Source organism: Nostoc sp. FACHB-190, assembly GCF_014696905.1.
In the GTDB taxonomy this organism is placed as follows: Bacteria; Cyanobacteriota; Cyanobacteriia; order Cyanobacteriales; family Nostocaceae; genus Nostoc_B.
Window position 1 is genome coordinate 78,996 of sequence record NZ_JACJQW010000001.1, and the last position, 17,415, is coordinate 96,410.

Here is a 17,415-nt window from a genome sequence, read left to right on the forward strand (position 1 = left end):
ATTTAAAACTTTACTAGTTGTTACTAATTTTATTTACAGGAAATTTCTTTGATAACCATGACAAAGCAAATTGTTGTACTTCAGTAGGCCATCCGTGTTTTCCATTGAAGAAAGCCCAGTTAATTGAAGAAAATTTTCTCATCATATCTTGAATTTCATCATTAGGAGAAGTAGCGACTAAAATTTCATCTTGCAAATAATTGCAAATCAAAGCATTTCTGGGAGCTATAGCCGCCACTAATTCAGCTTCAGTAAAATTTTTAGGAATATATGGAAGTGCTTTGTACCAACTATGACGGCTCCATCTTTCTGGATTTGGATCTTTCCTGAAATCTACAAAACCAGCATTAGCAATAACAGTATGTATCCTCGTATCTAAAGCTGCTGAAAAAAGAGAATAAATTGCACCTTGTGAATGACCGACTAAAGCAACATGATTAACATTAAAACCAGATAATGACAACGAATCAATTAACCATGAAATTTCAGTAATATCTTTGCCTATAGCCGACCAATTAGGATATTTTTTATAAAACTCTGCCGTATCCCATTGATTAGTAGGTTGACGGATACCCGTAAATGTTAACGTGGGACATACAACAATATACCCTCGATCCGCTATCATTTTGCCGTAAAACATTTCTTCTCTACCTACTTGTCCACAAGGTTCCTCACCGCCAACAGTATTAGTTTCGTGAATGGCTACAACAAGCCCTGGCGATGGCAAGTTATTACTGATTCTTTTTTGCTTGGGGTAGTTTAAGATAATAACTGGAACTTTTTCATTTAAAGGATTTATATAAAAAAAATTTAAGTCATTAATTTTAATTAATGGAGAAATTTCTTTTTGTAATGAAGGTGGCTGCCCTAAGATTGGTTTTATATTCTTTTCAATAAATTCTTCTCGACTAATATTATTTTCACTATACCAAGTTTTAGATAAATTATTAGTAGGTAATGGTTGATTAATTGTTGAGAAATAATATAGAATAAATAAAATAACTATAAAAGTGAATAATTTAAAATTTTTGAAAATTAGTTTTTTGGGTTGTCGGTTTAAAAACATAAGTAAAAACATTACATCTTAAAAACATAAGTAAAAACATTACATCTCACGAGTACACTCAATATAATTTTTTCTAAACATAATCGCTAAATATTTTTTTCATACGGCTGAAAAACCAGAAGCCACCAATAAACGCAAATAAAGACATACTTACCAAAGGTATTAAAATTCTTGTGCTTGGTAGTTGATGCAACATTAATACAGATTGATAGGAAATGATGATGTAATAAAGCGGATTCATTGCTAATAATGGACGCATGGCTGCTGGAACCATTGCTTCTGTATATGCTATGGGACTTAACATCATTAATATCAAAGTTAAGACAGCAACTATGTTTTGAATATCTCTGATATATACGTTGAGGCTAGATAGTATCCAGATTAATCCCATAGAAAATAAAAGCTGACAAATCCAGATAAACAAAAATAGGGGTGAAAAAATTGAAAGCTTACCGATAATTGTCAGCGCCACTAGTAACAAGCCCATTCCTACTACTTGAGTGGCTTGACCAACTAACACCGCTTTTACAGGAACAAGTTCTATGGGAAATAGAGTGTTTTTAATCAAGTTGGCACTAGCAACAACCGAAGATACACCATAACTTAAAGCCTCGGAAAAACCCAAAAATGGGATTAAACCACAAAAAATCAGGGCTACATATTCATTAGAACCTAATGTAGGAAACCTGACTTTAAAAATATAGAGATAAACGATCGCATAGGTTCCTAAAAATAGTAAAGGATATATAAATAGCCATAACAGACCTAACATGGAGCCTGCATGACGAGTTTTAATCTCATTAATGGTGGTTTGGTAAAGCATGGAACGATGCCGCCACAAAGTCACAAAAGGTGGAAAAATCACCTCCGAAAACAGTAGGCGAAAAGAATTGAAGAAATTATACAAAAAGCGAGGCTTGAGATGCTTGTTAAGCATTGATTCTAATAGAATTATGAAGTATGAAAAGTCAGTTGAGAGTGATTTTTAATTGGTGCTTTAATTTATGCACTTAATTTACTAGAAAGCTTACGAGGTTAAGGCTTTGTTGATATTGTTCACAATGTGTTCAATTTTTGCGGTATCAAGTTCTGGCCAAATTGGTAAACTGAGAACCTGAGTTGCTAGTAAATCACTAACAAGATTTGCCGGATATTGACCTTTGTAAACTGGTAGTTGGTCTTGCGGTACTGGGTAATAAATCATACTGCCGATGCCTTGGGCGGCTAAATGTTGTTGTACGATATCCCGTTTGCCATTTAAAATCCGAATGGTGTATTGGTGGAACACATGGCCATCGGCGAGGTGTGGTGCGATGACACCTGTAACATCTGCCAGTAAATCATTATAGGTTTTTGCCACTCTGCGTCTACCTTCGTTCCATTGGTCAATATGGGGCAACTTCACCCGTAAAATTGCAGCTTGCAAGGTATCTAGACGGGAATTATAACCTAAAACTTCATTATGATACTTCTTTTTTGCCCCATGTACGCGCAACATCCGGGCTGTTTCGGCTACTTGGTCATTATCGGTGGCAATTAATCCACCATCGCCGTAAGCACCTAAGTTTTTGGAAGGGAAGAAGGAATAAGCGCCGACATCGCCAATTGTGCCGGTTTGTTTGCCTGTAATGCGGGTACGTGTGCTTTCTTGACAACTATCTTGACATTCTGCACAAGTGCCATAATAACGTGCGCCGAAAGACTGGGCGCAGTCTTCAATGATTTTGAGGTTGTGTGCTTGGGCAATGTCTAAAATTGCTGCCATCGCTGCGGGATTACCATAGAGGTGGACTGGCATGATGGCTTTGGTACGGGGTGTAATTTTCTCAACAATTGCACTTGGATCAATATTAAAGCTATCTGCGCTAATATCAGCAAATATTGGTGTTGCCCCGACATTACTAATTGATTCAGCTGTGGCGAAAAAGCTAAAGGGGGTGGTAATGACTTCATCACCTTGACCAATTCCTAACGCTTTTAACCCAATCACTAAAGCATCAGTTCCAGAGTTTACCGCGATCGCGTGTTTCACTCCCAAATATTGGGCTACTTCTTGCTCAAATAATTTGACATCTGGCCCCATAATAAATTGACCAGATTCCAATACCCGCGAGATGGCATCTTGAATTTCTGCTTTCAGCGATTCATACTGCGGTTTAAGGTCGAGAACAGGAATTTTATCTTGGCTCATGAAACCCTTAGCACTTCTTTTTCTGATAATTGTTGATATTTCATACCTGTAGAATCTACGGCATAGCCATCAGCATCAAACTGTAGCACATCTCCGTAGGCACTCATCCAACCAATTATTTTGGCTGGTACTCCCGCTACCATCGCATAGGATGGCACATCTTTTGTCACCACTGCACCAGCCGCCACAAAAGCGCATTCATGTAATGTAACGCCACAAACAATGGTGGCATTTGCACCAATACTACTACCGCGCTTGACCAAAGTTTTCAGGTAATCATTGCTGGTGTTGCGTGGATACTCACAACGGGGTGTTTTGACGTTGGTAAATACCATACTAGGGCCGCAAAAAACATAGTCTTCCAAAATTACGCCTTCGTAAAGGGAGACGTTATTTTGAATTTTGCAATAATCACCGACAACTACGTTATTAGAAACTAAAACATTCTGCCCGAAGATGCAGTTTTGCCCAATTTTTGCTTTACCGAAGATGTGGCAAAAGTGCCAAATTTTTGTACCTTCGCCAATTTCTGCGCCTTCATCCACATAACTGGATTCATGTACAAAATAATTAGTCATGTAGGGATTTTTGCGCCTCCTCTAAAATTTCTACAACTGCTACGCCATTCCAACCATCAGAACGGGGTGTTTGACGAGTGTGCAAACAATCAAGGAAGTGTTGACACTCGATTTTTAAAGGTTCTGAGGCTGCTACTTCCACAATTTCACTACCTTGGTCGTAGTGTTTTAAATCTTGGTCAATATATTTCTGATGAATAGTGACCGTTTGGGAGACTTCATCGTAAACTAACATTTGCGCTTCGGCAATCACGACAGTACTACGTTCTGTTAACGGCCAGTACCATGAACAATTGATTTGGGCTGATTGACCACTGCCAAAGCGGAGGTCAACTTGCACGTAATCTTCAATACTGGGTTGCAAGATAGCATGACCTTGGGCTTGGACGCTTTGCAATTTTGGGTTGCCCAACAAGTCTAGTACAACAGAAACATCATGGGGAGCAAATGACCACCAGACATTTTCTTCTGTGCGGACTTTGCCCAGTTTCAACCTTCTAGTGGCAACGTGCAGCACTTTTCCAGCTTTGCCACTGGCTAAATAATCCCGCATCCAAGCGATCGCTGGCTGGTAGAGTAACAAATGTCCTACCATTAAAATCCGCCCTTGTTTGTCGGCGTATTCTGCCAATTTTCTAGCTTCTTCTGTCCGCAGCGTCATCGGCTTTTCCACAAACACATCTTTACCTGCTTGTAAAGCTGCCATTGCCAATTCATAATGGCTGGGTGCTGGTGTTGCCAAAACTAATGCCGGGACATCCGTTGCTAAGGCTGTTTGGAAATCAGTGTATGTAGTAATATCTGGATATGTTGTGGCGATCGCTTCTCGTAAACCAGGATGGGCTTCGGCTACTCCCGCCAACGCCCCTAAAGCGTGGAAATTCCGTACTAAGTTTTTACCCCAATTTCCCGCCCCAACTACAATTACTTGTGCTTGTGTTGAATTTGTCACCACTTCACCTATCCCTACAGCAAAGTTACTTTATCGTGCAGGCAATCTAAATGTCGAGTGATTCCTCTTGTATCTAAAACTGCTTTGGCTTTGGCGACTAAATTGACATAATCGACTTGACTGTGGTCGGTGGCAATAATTACCAAGTCAGCCGCCGCGATATGCTCATCAGTTAAGGGCAAACTAGCAAAACTTTGACCTTGGACTTCAATTTGCGGCACAAAAGGATCATGGTAAGTCACCGTCATTTTATCTTCTAGTAAATAATTAATTACCATGATTGATGGTGATTCTCGCCAGTCACCCAAGTCTTTTTTGTAAGCTGTCCCAATGACCAAGACTTGGGATTTCGCTGGGGCTAAACCCAAATCATTCAAGACGCGGCGGGCTTTTTCTCGGACAAACAACGGCATAGAGCGATTGATTTCTCCCGCCAAGGCGATAAAGTGAGTGTTAAAATTCACTTCTTTAGCTTTCCATTCTAGATAATGGGGATCGATGGGGATGCAATGACCACCGACACCAGGGCCAGGATAGAAAGGCATAATGCCAAAAGGTTTGGTATTGGCAGCGTCTAAAACTTCCCAAACATTTAAACCGATGCGATCGCACAATAGCGCCAATTCATTCACCAAAGCAATATTCACGGCCCGGAAGGTATTTTCAAACACCTTGACTAATTCTGCTGCTTTGGCACTACTCACCGGCACTACATGATCGATTGTCTGCTTGTAGAATAAAGTCGCTACTTCCAAAGAATTAGTATCCGATGCGCCAACTACCTTATTCGTATTTTTAGTAGTGTAGCGTTGATTACCAGGGTCTACCCGTTCTGGCGAATGGGCTAGAAAGAAATCTTCTCCCTGCTTTAAACCACTAATTTGTTCTAACACTGGACGCATCACCTCATCCGTAGTGCCTGGATAGGTGGTAGATTCTAAGGTGACTAACTGTCCTGGTCGTAAGCGTTTAGCGATTGAATGAGTCACACTTTCTATGTAACTTAAGTTTGGGGTTAAATTTTTTGTCAATGGGGTGGGGACGCAAATTACAATTACGTCCATCTCCGCAACCCGATCAAAATTCAACACTGCTTGTAAATTGCCGCTACTCACCACTTGTTTCAAATCTTCATCTTTAATATCTGAGATGTAGTTGTCAGCTATGTTGACTTTTTCAGCCCTACGGGGATTTTGCTCAATTCCCACCACTTGATAACCAACTTTGGCTTTTTCCACAGCAAACGGGAGTCCGACATATCCCAAACCTACAACACCAACGATCGCTGTATGTGTTCCAATCTTTGCTTGTAAATCTAATAAAACAGAAGGTTTTTCAAACATGAGTCTATGGATAAGAATTACACCCGTAAATTTGAATATTAGACTGCCGTTATGCAGGATATTTCTAATATTTCACAATCTGGATAGCTACAAAAGAAGTCTTTTAAAATTACGGTAAAACTGCTGTAATAGTTTAGCAGTTGGAGGACAATATTTTATGCTGATATGCAATCACCTATGAAGCGTGTAGTTTTAGTGACTGGGCATTATTGGAATTCCAAACGCAAAGCAGGTTTTCACTGGCTGGCTGACGCTTTTTGGCATCAGGGTTGGGAAGTGATTTTTGTCACTGCCGCTTTGAGTTGGTTGTCTGTAATTCGGAGAGACTACCGCCTTGCTTATCCTGTATTCCAAGAAGCAAACCAACTTCAGCAAATGCGGACAAATTTTTGGAGTTATGTCTGGTTTACACCTTGGCATCCCGCCAATTTGCGCTCTCAATTACTCAATCGTTTTAGTTATGGTTTATTCAATTTATACGGTCAACTTCCTCTAGACAGCATAGAACCTTTGTTACAAGAGACTGACTTGTTTATTTTTGAAAGCACGCCAGCTTTGCTTCTATTTGAGCGATTTAAACTACTCAATCCCCAAGCTCAGTTTATCTATAGAGTATCTGATGACTTGCGCCTTCTACGCAATCACTCTGTTGTATTGGAAACTGAAGCTCGTGTCGCCCCCAAATTTGATTTAGTCAGTGTTCCCAGTCAACATATTTACCATTTATTTGCGGATTTACCGAATGTGCAATTAGAGTTACATGGCATCCGCAAAGATTTATTTAACCAAGAGTATGTTAATCCTTACCCAGCCTCAGAAACACCGAACGTTGTTTTTGTCGGTAATGCTCATTTTGATTACGAATTTTTAGAACAAGCCAGTCAATTATTTCCCAATTGGCAATTTCATATAATTGGGCCAATTAATAATTTACCGAAAAGAAAAAATATTATTGCTTATCAAGAGTTACCCTTTGAGTCGACAATACCTTATATTAAACACGCAGATATCGCACTTCATACACTAGCATATACTCCTGGGGCTGAATGTTTTACTGATAGTCTCAAAATTATGCAATATACTTACTGTAAATTGCCAATTGTGGCTCCTGCGTATTTGCAATCTTCTAGACCTCATATTTCTTACTATCAACCAGGAGATGCTGGGAGTATTTATCAAGCTTTAATCGCAGCACAGAACTATGATCGTTGCCAAATCTCAACTAAAAATATTTATTCTTGGGATGAATTAATCTCTCAGTGGATTCAAATGATGAATAAAAGTTCAGCTTGAATAAGCTAAATTAAGTCAAATGATCTGGGTCAATTCCTTGCGCTCTTAAATATTCTGCTAGTTTATCAGCCCGTTGGCGTTCTTGTTCAGCTTGTTCTTTCAGTGTTGGTATCCAACCAGCATTATTGTACCAGCGTAACCATAAACCTGTTGTTTGTTGATAAGTACCTTGCCAAAGACCCAAGCCTAAATCTAATTCTTTCAACCAAAATTGATTATCTGTTAAAGCCATTGACTTATAACCAGCACCATTAAGCTGAAAAACCCGCAAATTGTTTTCGTAGCGGTCATAGACAACATAATAGGGAACCCGCAAAGTTCGCTCATAAACTTCCCATTTAGTCGGGGGTTTGTTGGCTTCCCGCAGTGTTTGTCCTAAATCTTCTTGTTCTGTACCTGGGGAAAGTAATTCAACGACTAAATATGGTGCAACACCCTCTTGCCAGATAACGTAGCTTAAACGTAATTCTTGCTGTTGTTCGGCTGTCGGTACTCCTAAAACCATGTACCAATCAGGACGTTTGTACCACAATGGATGGCGGGGGTCATAGTAAAGGTTTAAGTCACTCGCCAGTAAAATTTCTGCTGATGAATAGTTAGCAGGTTGACAAGTTTCAGTTAGTAAATCTGCTTGCATACAATGAAATTCGTCTGGCAACCCTGATTCCCCAATTAATTCACTGGGTAAATCATACATTGTAGGCATGGTTTCTTGTGGCGGACGGGGCGGTTCAGTTTGATACATTGCTGCTACCTCAAGACATAGTGTCTGGGTCAACACCCAGAGAACGCAAATATTCTGCCAAACGTTGCGATCGCTCCTGTTCTTGTTGCAATCTTAATTCAGTGTCAGATAACTGTTGCTGTGCCTCAACTGCCTGTTGATATGCTGCAATTGCTTGCTGTTGCAGGTTTAGCGCCGCCTCTTCTGGTGTTGGCACTAAGTCCCCTTCAGGAGTAAAGTAACGGAGTTTAGCATTTTCTACACCTAAATACAGACCAAGTACCTCACTCCAACACCAGCCACGCCCATCAGGCTCGATTTGTTGATATTTATTGCCAATCAACTCAAAACCAGCAAATTCTAGACTTTCGGGTGAAAACCAAAAATACTCAGGTGTGTGAAATCGGTTTTCATAGAGACTTTTCTTTAAATTCCGATCAATGTTAGCTGTGCTGTCCGAGAGTAATTCAATAATCAAATCAGGATAACGACCATCTTCTTCCCAAACTACCCAAGAATTGCGGGGGCGCTTTTCCGTGTCCTTCACTAAAAAAAAGTCTGGGCCACGAAAATCTCGATTTCGTAATTGCTGACGACTAAAGTATATTGTCAGGTTTGCACCAATAAAATAGTCATTTTGGTCACGCCACAGCCATTCTAAACAAGTAACTAACAGTAATAGCTGTGCATAATGCAACGAAGTTTCCATTTCCGGCTCATCACTCAACAACCGAGTTGCATCGGGCATTTGTTGTTCTAGCTGTTGCGCTGTGACAAACATGGTTTTATACCTGATTGCGTGTTGATTTAATTTTAATTTGGAGTGGAACGAAGTGACAGATAAGTCCCAGATTCCGCTAAACTGAGACTTGGTTTATTGCATTGTAATCAGGCAGCATGGAAATCGGACAAAAGGTTAAGGTGTATCGTCTACGCGATCGCGTATCTAGCTCAATTGCTCAAAAACTTGGTAAAGTCGGCGTTATCGAAGGCTACAAAATGACTGATGGTAGCGGCGTTGGCATAGTAGTGAAGTTTGAAGATAATAGCGCCACTTGGTTTTTTGAAGACGAAATCAAACCTGTGTAGCTAGGACAAACTCAAGGCGGAAGCTAAGAGTATTTGCCTAATGCTAAGTTGGAGTGGAAACAACAGGCGGTAATTGGAAATCACGAAATGTCCCTAATATTGACATTTTTGGGCAAAGGCGGCATCGCACGTAGCAAAGTAGCGATCGCCGCAGCTAAACTATTGGCAAGTCAAGGTAAGCGTGTACTTCTAGCAGGATTGGCAGAACCAGTTTTACCTATCCTCTTAGAAACTACACTCTCGGCTGACCCTCAAGAAATCGCTCCTAATTTGCAAGTAGTACAGTTGTCTGCATCTGTACTTTTAGAACGCAATTGGGAAGAACTTAAAAAACTAGAGGCACAATACCTCCGTACACCCATTTTTAAAGAGGTTTACGGTCAAGAACTGGTGGCATTGCCAGGAATGGACAGCGCCCTCGCCTTAAATGCTATCCGTGAATATGATGCCAGTGGCAAATATGATGCAATTATTTACGATGGCACTGGTGATTCTTTTACTTTGCGGCTGTTGGGTTTGCCAGAATCTCTCAGTTGGTATGTGCGGCGATTTCGACAGTTGTTTGTCAATTCCGATTTAGGCAAGACAATTTCTGAATCGCCATTAATACAACCACTAATTACCAGTTTTTTCAACGTCAATTGGACAGCAGATAACTTTGCTCAACCCACCAACCAAGTCAACGATTTCTTAGACAAGGGTAAAGCGGCTTTGGCTGACCCCAAAAGAGTTGCAGCCTTTTTGGTAACAACCAATGACCCCATAGAAGTGGCAGTTGCTCGTTATTTGTGGGGAAGCGCACAACAAGTTGGTCTGACGGTAGGTGGAGTTATCCAAATTGCTGACCAGACAACAGCAGATTTAACGGCGGATTTTGCACCGCTATCTGTAAATGTTGTGCCGGATGTGACCCAAGGTAACTGGCAACCCCTAGTAGATGCCTTACCCAACTTTGCAGCACAAGCCAGCCAAGTACCCAAGCCCATCGAAATCGATGTCCATAACCGTCAGGTACGCTTATTTTTGCCTGGATTTGATAAAAAACAGGTAAAACTTACCCAGGTAGGGCCAGAAGTCACAGTAGAAGCCGGCGACCAACGGCGAAACATCTTCTTACCACCAGCCTTGACTGGTAGATCAGTAACTGGCGCAAAATTCCAAAATAACTATTTGATTATTTCTTTTTAAACCAGGATGAAGGATGAAGTGGATAGCAGGTGACAGGTGACAGGTGACAGGTTATGGGCTTAAAAGCCTTTTTCTATCTGATTTTGATTATCTGTTGATGTTATCGCTATCAAATTTCATCCTTCATACTTCATACTTTCCCATACATAATCTTATGACTGAATCAACTCCCGTACCCCCCAATTCCAATCCGGCTGAGGCGGTAGACTCAGTAATAGATAGTTCTAGTGAAGCAGGAACAGTAGCCACAAACGAACGCACTGCCAAAACTCGTCAGCTACTAGGAATGAAAGGCGCAGCGCCAGGAGAAACTTCCATTTGGAAAATTCGCCTGCAATTGATGAAGCCAATTACCTGGATTCCTTTAATTTGGGGTGTGGTTTGCGGTGCAGCTTCCTCTGGTAACTATACCTGGACTCTAGAAAATGTCTTGAAAGCCGCAGCTTGTATGTTACTGTCGGGGCCGCTGCTGGCTGGTTACACCCAAACCATGAATGATTTTTATGACCGCGAAATTGATGCCATTAATGAACCTTACCGTCCCATCCCTTCCGGCGCAATTTCTGTACCCCAGGTAGTAACCCAGATTTTACTATTGTTAGTATCGGGGATTGGTTTGGCATACGTGCTGGATATCTGGGCGGGTCATGAATTTCCAACCGTTGCAGCACTGGCAATTTTCGGCTCATTTATTTCTTATATTTACTCTGCCCCTCCTCTGAAACTGAAGCAAAATGGTTGGCTGGGTAACTATGCTTTAGGTGCAAGTTACATTGCTTTACCTTGGTGGGCTGGTCATGCTTTGTTTGGTGAACTGAATTGGCAAGTTTTGGTTCTCACCTTAATTTACAGCTTGGCTGGGTTGGGCATTGCTATTGTCAACGACTTCAAGAGTGTCGAAGGCGATCGCCAATTAGGATTAAAATCACTACCAGTTATGTTTGGTGTCACCACCGCCGCCTGGATTTGTGTTTTGATGATTGATGTCTTTCAGGGCTTAATGGCTGCTTATCTTGTCAGCATCCATGAAAATTTATACGCCGCCATTTTGGTACTGTTAATCATTCCCCAAATCACCTTCCAGGATATGTATTTTTTGCGTGACCCCTTGAAGAATGATGTGAAATACCAAGCCAGCGCCCAACCATTCCTCGTGCTGGGAATGCTGGTGGTTGGTTTAGCATTAGGTCACGCTGGAGTTTAGAAAAGTGCGGAATCCGAGGTCATCTCAATGGTTGTAATACACGTTTTTATCTGTTTGTCAAGGAAATGATCAATTTTTTGAACATTGACCAACTTCCAGACAGTATTAGAACAAAAATGGCTATCACCTATGAAAATTTAACTGCTGGACAGATTCTTTTTCATCAAGGTGATTTGACTACAGCCATTTTTGTTGTCATATCTGGGCAGATTCGACTGATGCACTATACTAGTGCGGGTCAATCTATCAAGCATTATGAGGTGAGAACTGGAGAGAGTTTTGCGGAAGCGGCCTTGTTCAGTGAATTTTATGATTGTACTGCGATCGCAGATGCTCCATCTCGGATTGCGACTTTTCCCAAGCCAGCTTTTCTGGCAACTTTGCGCCAATATCCAGATTTATCAGAAGTCCTCGTAGCACAGTTGGCACGAAGATTTCATCAAGTAAAAGTTTTGCTAGAACTACGGAGTATTCGCTCGGCGCGGGAGCGAGTACTTCATTATTTAGAAATTGCCATCCATCCACATGGAAACACAGTCAATTTAGAAAAACCTTTGAAGGAAATTGCTGAAGATATGGGGTTGAGTCAGGAAGCATTTTCTCGCGTCTTGAGTCAACTTCAAAAAGACGGTGTAATTACCCGCAAAAAACGGCAAATTACCTTACATCAAAAATTGCTTCCAACTAACTCTAAAAATTACACACCATAAAGAATTATCTCAGACTTGATTTCAATCAAATAATTCCTGGTGTCAAAAGCATAGATTGAACTGCGGATATTTACAGCTATGCCAACACCAAACAGATTATGACTTTGAATCAACCTGAGTATTTCACTAAGTACGAGAACTTGCATTTCTACCGAGATGAAAATGGTATTCTCGAAGTAAGAATGCACACCAACGGCGGTTCGCTAATTTTCACTGGCAAAACTCACCGAGAATTTCCCGATGCCTTCTACGACATCAGCCGAGATAGAGATAATCGTGTTGTCATCCTCACAGGTACTGGCGATGCTTGGATGGCTGAAATCGATTTTGCCAGTTTAGGAGATGTCACTAATCCTCGTGAGTGGGATAAAACTTATTGGGAAGGTAAAAAAGTACTACAAAATCTCTTGGATATCGAAGTCCCAGTGATCTCCGCAGTTAATGGTGCAGCATTACTCCACAGTGAGTATATTCTGACAACTGACATTATTCTGGCATCTGAAAACGCTGTATTTCAAGATATGCCACATTTAAATGCAGGTATTGTACCCGGTGACGGTGTGCATATCCTCTGGCCTTTGGCACTCGGTCTTTCTCGCGGACGCTACTTTTTACTGACTCAAGAAACACTGACAGCAAAACAAGCTTATGAACTGAATGTTGTCAATGAAATATTACCCCAAGACAAGCTGATGGAACGGGCGTGGGAAATTGCCAGAAAACTCGCCAAACAGCCCACATTAAATCTAAGATACACCCGTGTGGCTTTGACTCAAAGGCTGAAACGCTTGGTTAATGAAGGCATTGGCTATGGTTTGGCACTAGAAGGCATTACCGCAACCGATCTTCGCAATACATAAATAATTTCAATACTTGACAGATGGATTAAATAGTCATGATTCATCTGTCTAGAAACATCTAAAGGCAACAAGGAATACTACAGTGGAAAACTTGATTCACCAGTCAGTTCGTGAACGCTGGACATTAGCTGGACGTAAAGCTTTAATTACCGGAGCCACAAAAGGAATTGGTTTAGCAATTGCTCAAGAGTTTTTGGCTTTAGGTGCAGAAGTAATAATTGTGGCTCGCAATGCTAAAACAATTGAGCAACAGATTAATCATTGGCATTCTCTGGGTAAAGTTTATGGAGTTGCAGCCGATGTGGCAACTTCTGAAGGTCGTCAAATAATGCACGAGTATGTTAGTAAGACCTTTGGAACACTTGATATTTTGGTGAATAACGTCGGCACAAATATTCGCAAATCAGCAATTGATTACACACCAGAAGAATTTGCGACGATATTTCAAATTAATCTCACTTCTATATTTGAACTTTCTCGACTGTTTTATCCCTTACTCAAAACAAGTGAAAACAGCAGTATTGTCAACATCAGTTCTGTGGCTGGACTGATTTGTGTTCGTACTGGCGCACCTTATGGCATGACTAAAGCCGCACTTGTGCAGTTAACGCGATCGCTGGCTGTAGAATGGGCAAGTGATCACATTCGTGTTAATGCGATCGCACCCTGGTTTATTCAAACTCCTCTCACGGAACCTCTACTGGAAAATCCTGAAACTTTAAATGCAGTCCTTTCTCGTACCCCAATGAAGCGTGTAGGTCAACCCGAAGAAGTCGCAAGTATTACGGCTTTTCTCTGTATGCCCGCCGCATCTTACATTACAGGACAATGTATTGCTGTTGATGGCGGATTTCTGGCGTTTGGTTTTTGAGTCAAAATTTATTCTAAAATGTGCTAACTCACAGTACTTGAAATAAGGCTAAATATTACTTATGACTTAGCACTCGACCCTAAGCACTGCGGTAACATAACTTTTAAGCGTTGATTTTTATTCAGGAATAGCCGTGTTGGAAGCGATTATATTTCTCATTCACGGGATGCAAAAATTTTTAGTACCTATTTGTTTTGTTGTAGCATGGGGTTTAATGATTCTCGTGGCGTGGAGTTTGTGGAGTACAGCACGAGATAGTGTCGCCACAGCCAAACAAATGCACCAAATTCCCTGTCCTGGGTGCCAGTTTTTTACCGATGACTATCGCCTCAAATGTACAGTACACCCTTCTGTCGCCAATACAGAAGATGCAATCAACTGTATGGACTATCAAGCAAAGACAAATCCTTATTTATATTAGGGTGTGGGGGTGTGCGGGTGTATGGGTGTAGGGGTTTATGGGTATGAGGGTGTTCTCAATTTCATACTTCATACTTCACACTTCATACTTTACTAATTTCCAACAACACTTTTAACACGCCCCGACGTTGTGCTGCTGCAAAAGCTGTAAGACCTTCTGTCAGGGGATAATGGGCATGAATTAAAGGTTTTACGTCAACTTTTTCTGCTGCTAATAATTCTAGTGCCGCCGGGAATGGGCCGCAACGGGAACCGATGAGGGTGATTTCGTCTACCACCAAAGACGACGCATCTAAACTGAGGTTGCCTGCGTAGGTACTTTTCATGACTAGGGTACCACGGGGACGTAAAGCACGACGAGCGATCGCAAATCCTTCGGGATTCCCCGTACAATCTACAGCAATATCAAAAGCTTTATCTTGAACTGCATCAACTAAACCCGTTTTAATTCCTCTCGCGGCTAAGTTCGCCAGTTTTTCAAGATGACGACCCACAACCAACAAATCACAGTTAGTTAACGCCAGTGTTTGCGCTACCAGTTGACCAAGTTTACCATCGCCTACCACTAACACGCGGTCATCGGGACAAACAACCACTTGCTGTTGAATTTCCAAAGCGGCTGCTAGAGGCTCAGTAAAAGTTGCAACATCTGTAGGTACATTATCCGGTACAAGATGTAAGTTTTTTACGGGTAAACACAGATAATCTGCAAAAGCCCCGTGACGGTTCACAATACCCAGTACTGTACGATTTTCGCAGTGCGTCGGCTGTCCTCGAAGACAGAAGCGACAATGACCACAGGCGGCGTTAATTTCGCCTACTACCCGTTGATTAATTAAGTTCTCTGGGCCTTGTTCCACAACACCAACAAATTCATGTCCCAAAATCCCAGTATATGGATAGTAACCACGCTGCAATTCCAGGTCAGTATTACAAATTCCCGCCCGCACAACCCGTACCAACGCTTCCCCTAATTGCGGTTCTGGAACTGGAATATCTGTGCGTAGTTGCAGTTGTTGGTTTTCAAGCCAGAGTCCTTTCATACTACTTTACTGGTAGATACTGTACTCACCGGTGATTAGTATAGCAGTCTTATTGGGGAAGGGGATGAGAGGGACAAGGAGGACAAGGGGGACAAGGGGGACAAGGAGGAGAGATGTTTGGAAACGATTTATGTCTACTTCCTGTTTAACTCTGCATTGCCAAATTTTTATCAATCTGAGCAAATTCAGTCTTTTCCTGAGAAAAATTAATTTCAAATTTACTTAACCAAATTATCAAATCTTCCGAATGAATGGCGATTTCGCTACCTAAAGTTTTGATATAAAGTAACCCATCACTAATAATTAAATCTCGGATAGGATACCAAGAATCACGATTTTGAATGAGCAAATCTAAAGGAATAGTACTTCTTAAAACTTGCTTACGATATTTCCACCAAGCACGCCATAACAATACAGATTGAGTACAGTGCATCTGATAGCCCTTGGGAACTTCGCAATATTGATAATGATAAAAACCGCGATTGTCTATCTCACCTTTAATCAGATAACTATAATCTAATAATGTCTGATTTATTGATTCCCAGTAAGATGAATTTGGCTGAACTAAAAACTCCGAAGTTGGATGGTTTAAATTGGCTGTAGCAATTACACCTTGAGACTTTGCTGTGAGTTGATTAGTTTTATAGACAGTTTGTGCTGTTAAAGCCGGGTTAGATAATAAAATGTCTTTTTTTTGGATGCTTTGGTCTACGAACTCACGGATTAGCTCTAGATTGGATAACATACACCTATGGTTAATTACTGAGTCAGGGTTAGATTATGTAACTTATAAGTTTCACTAGGTCTTCAACCCAATCAGGATTATTAAATAGGAATTACCCAAAAAAGTTGTTTGTTAAGAATGGGTATAAGGGTGTGAGGGTGTAGGGGTGTAATTATTCAAAATCCTTACACCCTATACTCATTCATTTGTGTGTAAGTCCTGTTCAAGCAAAAAAGCCTAAACCCAAAAAGTGGGTCTAGGCTTGTTCTATCAGTGTTTTGATGAATCTTAAATTTTCAACTCTTTGAGAAATGGTTCAAAAACGATCGCCAATTCTGAACGGCTGAGAACTAGGGTAGGATAAGAGCGATCGCTATAATCTTCTCCTGCAATCAACGGAAATGGCTCAGATTTAAGAGAAGTCCAATTCCCACCAGCCGCTTGCACAATTACCCAAGCGCCGGCTAAGTCCCAAACTTTTGGTGTCGCTTCAATTCCACCCAACACTGCGCCAGTCGCAACGGTGAGAAAGTTATAACTCGCCACTCCCAACATCCGAATTTTGCAGGGAAATTTTGGTTGAATAACGGCTGTACTGCGGGAACAAAGGTTAAAAAAGTGATGACTGCTGGGAGCATCCGCACTGGTATGTATGGGATGATTGTTGAGAAATGCGCCAGTGGGTGTTGCTAACCCAGATGTACCTTGCCAAAACCCGTGAAAAGTTTGCCCTAATGGCGGTACGTGGATATACCCAAAAACAGGCGTACCTTGATACAGCAAAGCCAAAGAAATCGACCAAATTGGAATACCACGGGTAAAATTCGTTGTCCCATCTAAAGGATCAATTACCCAACACCATTCTGTCCCCGGAAAGGTCTTGTCAGATTCTTCGCTGAGAATACCATAACCAGAAAAATTAGCGGCGATCGCATCCCGAATTTCTTGATCTGCCCATTTATCGGCGCGTGTTACCAAACTACCATCCGCTTTTTGTAAAGCCTGCACCTGTCCAAAATCTTGCATCAGTTGTTTGCCCACCCTGGTAGTTGTAGTCTGGGCAAAATCAAGCACCGTTAACCAAAAATCATTCATTGCAATGGTGGGGAGTGGGGAGTTGGGAGTGGGGAGTAGGAAGTGGGAATGATCATTTCAGACT

The 17,415-nt window shown here is 41.3% G+C and carries 19 protein-coding genes; 8 read left to right on the forward strand and 11 right to left on the reverse strand.

The window, feature by feature from the left end:
* Positions 1–13 precede the first annotated feature (13 nt).
* The 6 genes from H6G28_RS00370 to H6G28_RS00395 all read right to left on the reverse strand — a co-directional run bounded on the left by H6G28_RS00370 (position 14) and on the right by H6G28_RS00395 (position 6,130).
* Complete coding sequence (locus tag H6G28_RS00370) at positions 14–1,078, reverse strand: alpha/beta hydrolase (RefSeq protein ID WP_190668064.1); 1,065 nt, start codon at positions 1,076–1,078, stop codon at positions 14–16.
* Between the two features lie 61 nt (positions 1,079–1,139).
* Complete coding sequence (locus H6G28_RS00375) at positions 1,140–2,003, reverse strand: ABC transporter permease (protein ID WP_190668067.1); 864 nt, start codon at positions 2,001–2,003, stop codon at positions 1,140–1,142.
* Positions 2,004–2,093: 90 nt separating this feature from the next.
* Entirely contained in the window at positions 2,094–3,257 is a 1,164-nt protein-coding gene (locus H6G28_RS00380; RefSeq protein ID WP_190668070.1) for a DegT/DnrJ/EryC1/StrS family aminotransferase, read from the reverse strand.
* Positions 3,254–3,835, reverse strand: a complete 582-nt coding sequence (locus H6G28_RS00385) for an acyltransferase (RefSeq protein WP_190668074.1) — start codon at positions 3,833–3,835, stop codon at positions 3,254–3,256. The genes H6G28_RS00380 and H6G28_RS00385 overlap by 4 nt, the downstream gene beginning before the upstream one ends.
* On the reverse strand, positions 3,828–4,787 hold the full coding sequence (locus H6G28_RS00390) for a Gfo/Idh/MocA family protein (RefSeq protein WP_313949876.1): 960 nt from the start codon (positions 4,785–4,787) through the stop codon (positions 3,828–3,830). The genes H6G28_RS00385 and H6G28_RS00390 overlap by 8 nt, the downstream gene beginning before the upstream one ends.
* A 14-nt stretch (positions 4,788–4,801) precedes the next feature.
* Positions 4,802–6,130 (reverse strand): nucleotide sugar dehydrogenase, encoded by a 1,329-nt coding sequence (locus H6G28_RS00395; protein WP_190668080.1) that lies wholly within the window; start codon positions 6,128–6,130, stop codon positions 4,802–4,804.
* A gap of 165 nt (positions 6,131–6,295) precedes the next feature.
* Here H6G28_RS00395 and H6G28_RS00400 point away from each other — a divergent pair, with 165 nt between their 5' ends.
* Complete coding sequence (locus H6G28_RS00400) at positions 6,296–7,423, forward strand: GumK N-terminal domain-containing glycosyltransferase (RefSeq protein WP_242054423.1); 1,128 nt, start codon at positions 6,296–6,298, stop codon at positions 7,421–7,423.
* 10 nt (positions 7,424–7,433) lie between these two features.
* Here the strand turns inward: H6G28_RS00400 and H6G28_RS00405 are convergent, their stop codons facing one another.
* Positions 7,434–8,168, reverse strand: a complete 735-nt coding sequence (locus H6G28_RS00405) for a Uma2 family endonuclease (protein ID WP_190668082.1) — start codon at positions 8,166–8,168, stop codon at positions 7,434–7,436.
* Positions 8,169–8,178: 10 nt separating this feature from the next.
* Positions 8,179–8,928 (reverse strand): Uma2 family endonuclease, encoded by a 750-nt coding sequence (locus tag H6G28_RS00410; RefSeq protein WP_190668087.1) that lies wholly within the window; start codon positions 8,926–8,928, stop codon positions 8,179–8,181.
* 116 nt (positions 8,929–9,044) lie between these two features.
* Here H6G28_RS00410 and petP point away from each other — a divergent pair, with 116 nt between their 5' ends.
* The 7 genes from petP (at position 9,045) to H6G28_RS00445 (ending at position 14,490) form a co-directional block, all read left to right on the forward strand.
* Complete coding sequence (petP, locus tag H6G28_RS00415) at positions 9,045–9,236, forward strand: cytochrome b6f subunit PetP (RefSeq protein ID WP_190590450.1); 192 nt, start codon at positions 9,045–9,047, stop codon at positions 9,234–9,236.
* A gap of 87 nt (positions 9,237–9,323) precedes the next feature.
* On the forward strand, positions 9,324–10,424 hold the full coding sequence (locus tag H6G28_RS00420; protein ID WP_190668090.1) for a Get3/ArsA fold putative tail anchor-mediating ATPase NosAFP: 1,101 nt from the start codon (positions 9,324–9,326) through the stop codon (positions 10,422–10,424).
* A 154-nt stretch (positions 10,425–10,578) separates the two neighbouring features.
* On the forward strand, positions 10,579–11,628 hold the full coding sequence (gene chlG / locus H6G28_RS00425; protein WP_190668092.1) for a chlorophyll synthase ChlG: 1,050 nt from the start codon (positions 10,579–10,581) through the stop codon (positions 11,626–11,628).
* A 116-nt stretch (positions 11,629–11,744) separates the two neighbouring features.
* Entirely contained in the window at positions 11,745–12,338 is a 594-nt protein-coding gene (locus tag H6G28_RS00430) for a Crp/Fnr family transcriptional regulator (protein WP_242054424.1), read from the forward strand.
* Between the two features lie 98 nt (positions 12,339–12,436).
* Positions 12,437–13,198 (forward strand): enoyl-CoA hydratase/isomerase family protein, encoded by a 762-nt coding sequence (locus H6G28_RS00435; RefSeq protein WP_190590446.1) that lies wholly within the window; start codon positions 12,437–12,439, stop codon positions 13,196–13,198.
* Positions 13,199–13,280: 82 nt separating this feature from the next.
* The gene (locus H6G28_RS00440) at positions 13,281–14,069 is read left to right on the forward strand and encodes an SDR family oxidoreductase (protein ID WP_190668099.1); all 789 of its coding nucleotides are present in this window, start codon (positions 13,281–13,283) and stop codon (positions 14,067–14,069) included.
* A 133-nt stretch (positions 14,070–14,202) separates the two neighbouring features.
* Positions 14,203–14,490, forward strand: a complete 288-nt coding sequence (locus tag H6G28_RS00445) for a hypothetical protein (RefSeq protein ID WP_190590444.1) — start codon at positions 14,203–14,205, stop codon at positions 14,488–14,490.
* A gap of 82 nt (positions 14,491–14,572) precedes the next feature.
* On the opposite strand, the gene H6G28_RS00450 is transcribed toward H6G28_RS00445, so the two are convergent.
* From H6G28_RS00450 to H6G28_RS00460, 3 genes are all read right to left on the reverse strand, one after another.
* On the reverse strand, positions 14,573–15,532 hold the full coding sequence (locus H6G28_RS00450; protein WP_190668101.1) for an MDR/zinc-dependent alcohol dehydrogenase-like family protein: 960 nt from the start codon (positions 15,530–15,532) through the stop codon (positions 14,573–14,575).
* A 145-nt stretch (positions 15,533–15,677) separates the two neighbouring features.
* Positions 15,678–16,277 (reverse strand): hypothetical protein, encoded by a 600-nt coding sequence (locus tag H6G28_RS00455; protein ID WP_190668104.1) that lies wholly within the window; start codon positions 16,275–16,277, stop codon positions 15,678–15,680.
* Positions 16,278–16,544: 267 nt separating this feature from the next.
* The gene (locus H6G28_RS00460) at positions 16,545–17,351 is read right to left on the reverse strand and encodes an inositol monophosphatase family protein (RefSeq protein ID WP_190668106.1); all 807 of its coding nucleotides are present in this window, start codon (positions 17,349–17,351) and stop codon (positions 16,545–16,547) included.
* Positions 17,352–17,415: the final 64 nt, after the last annotated feature.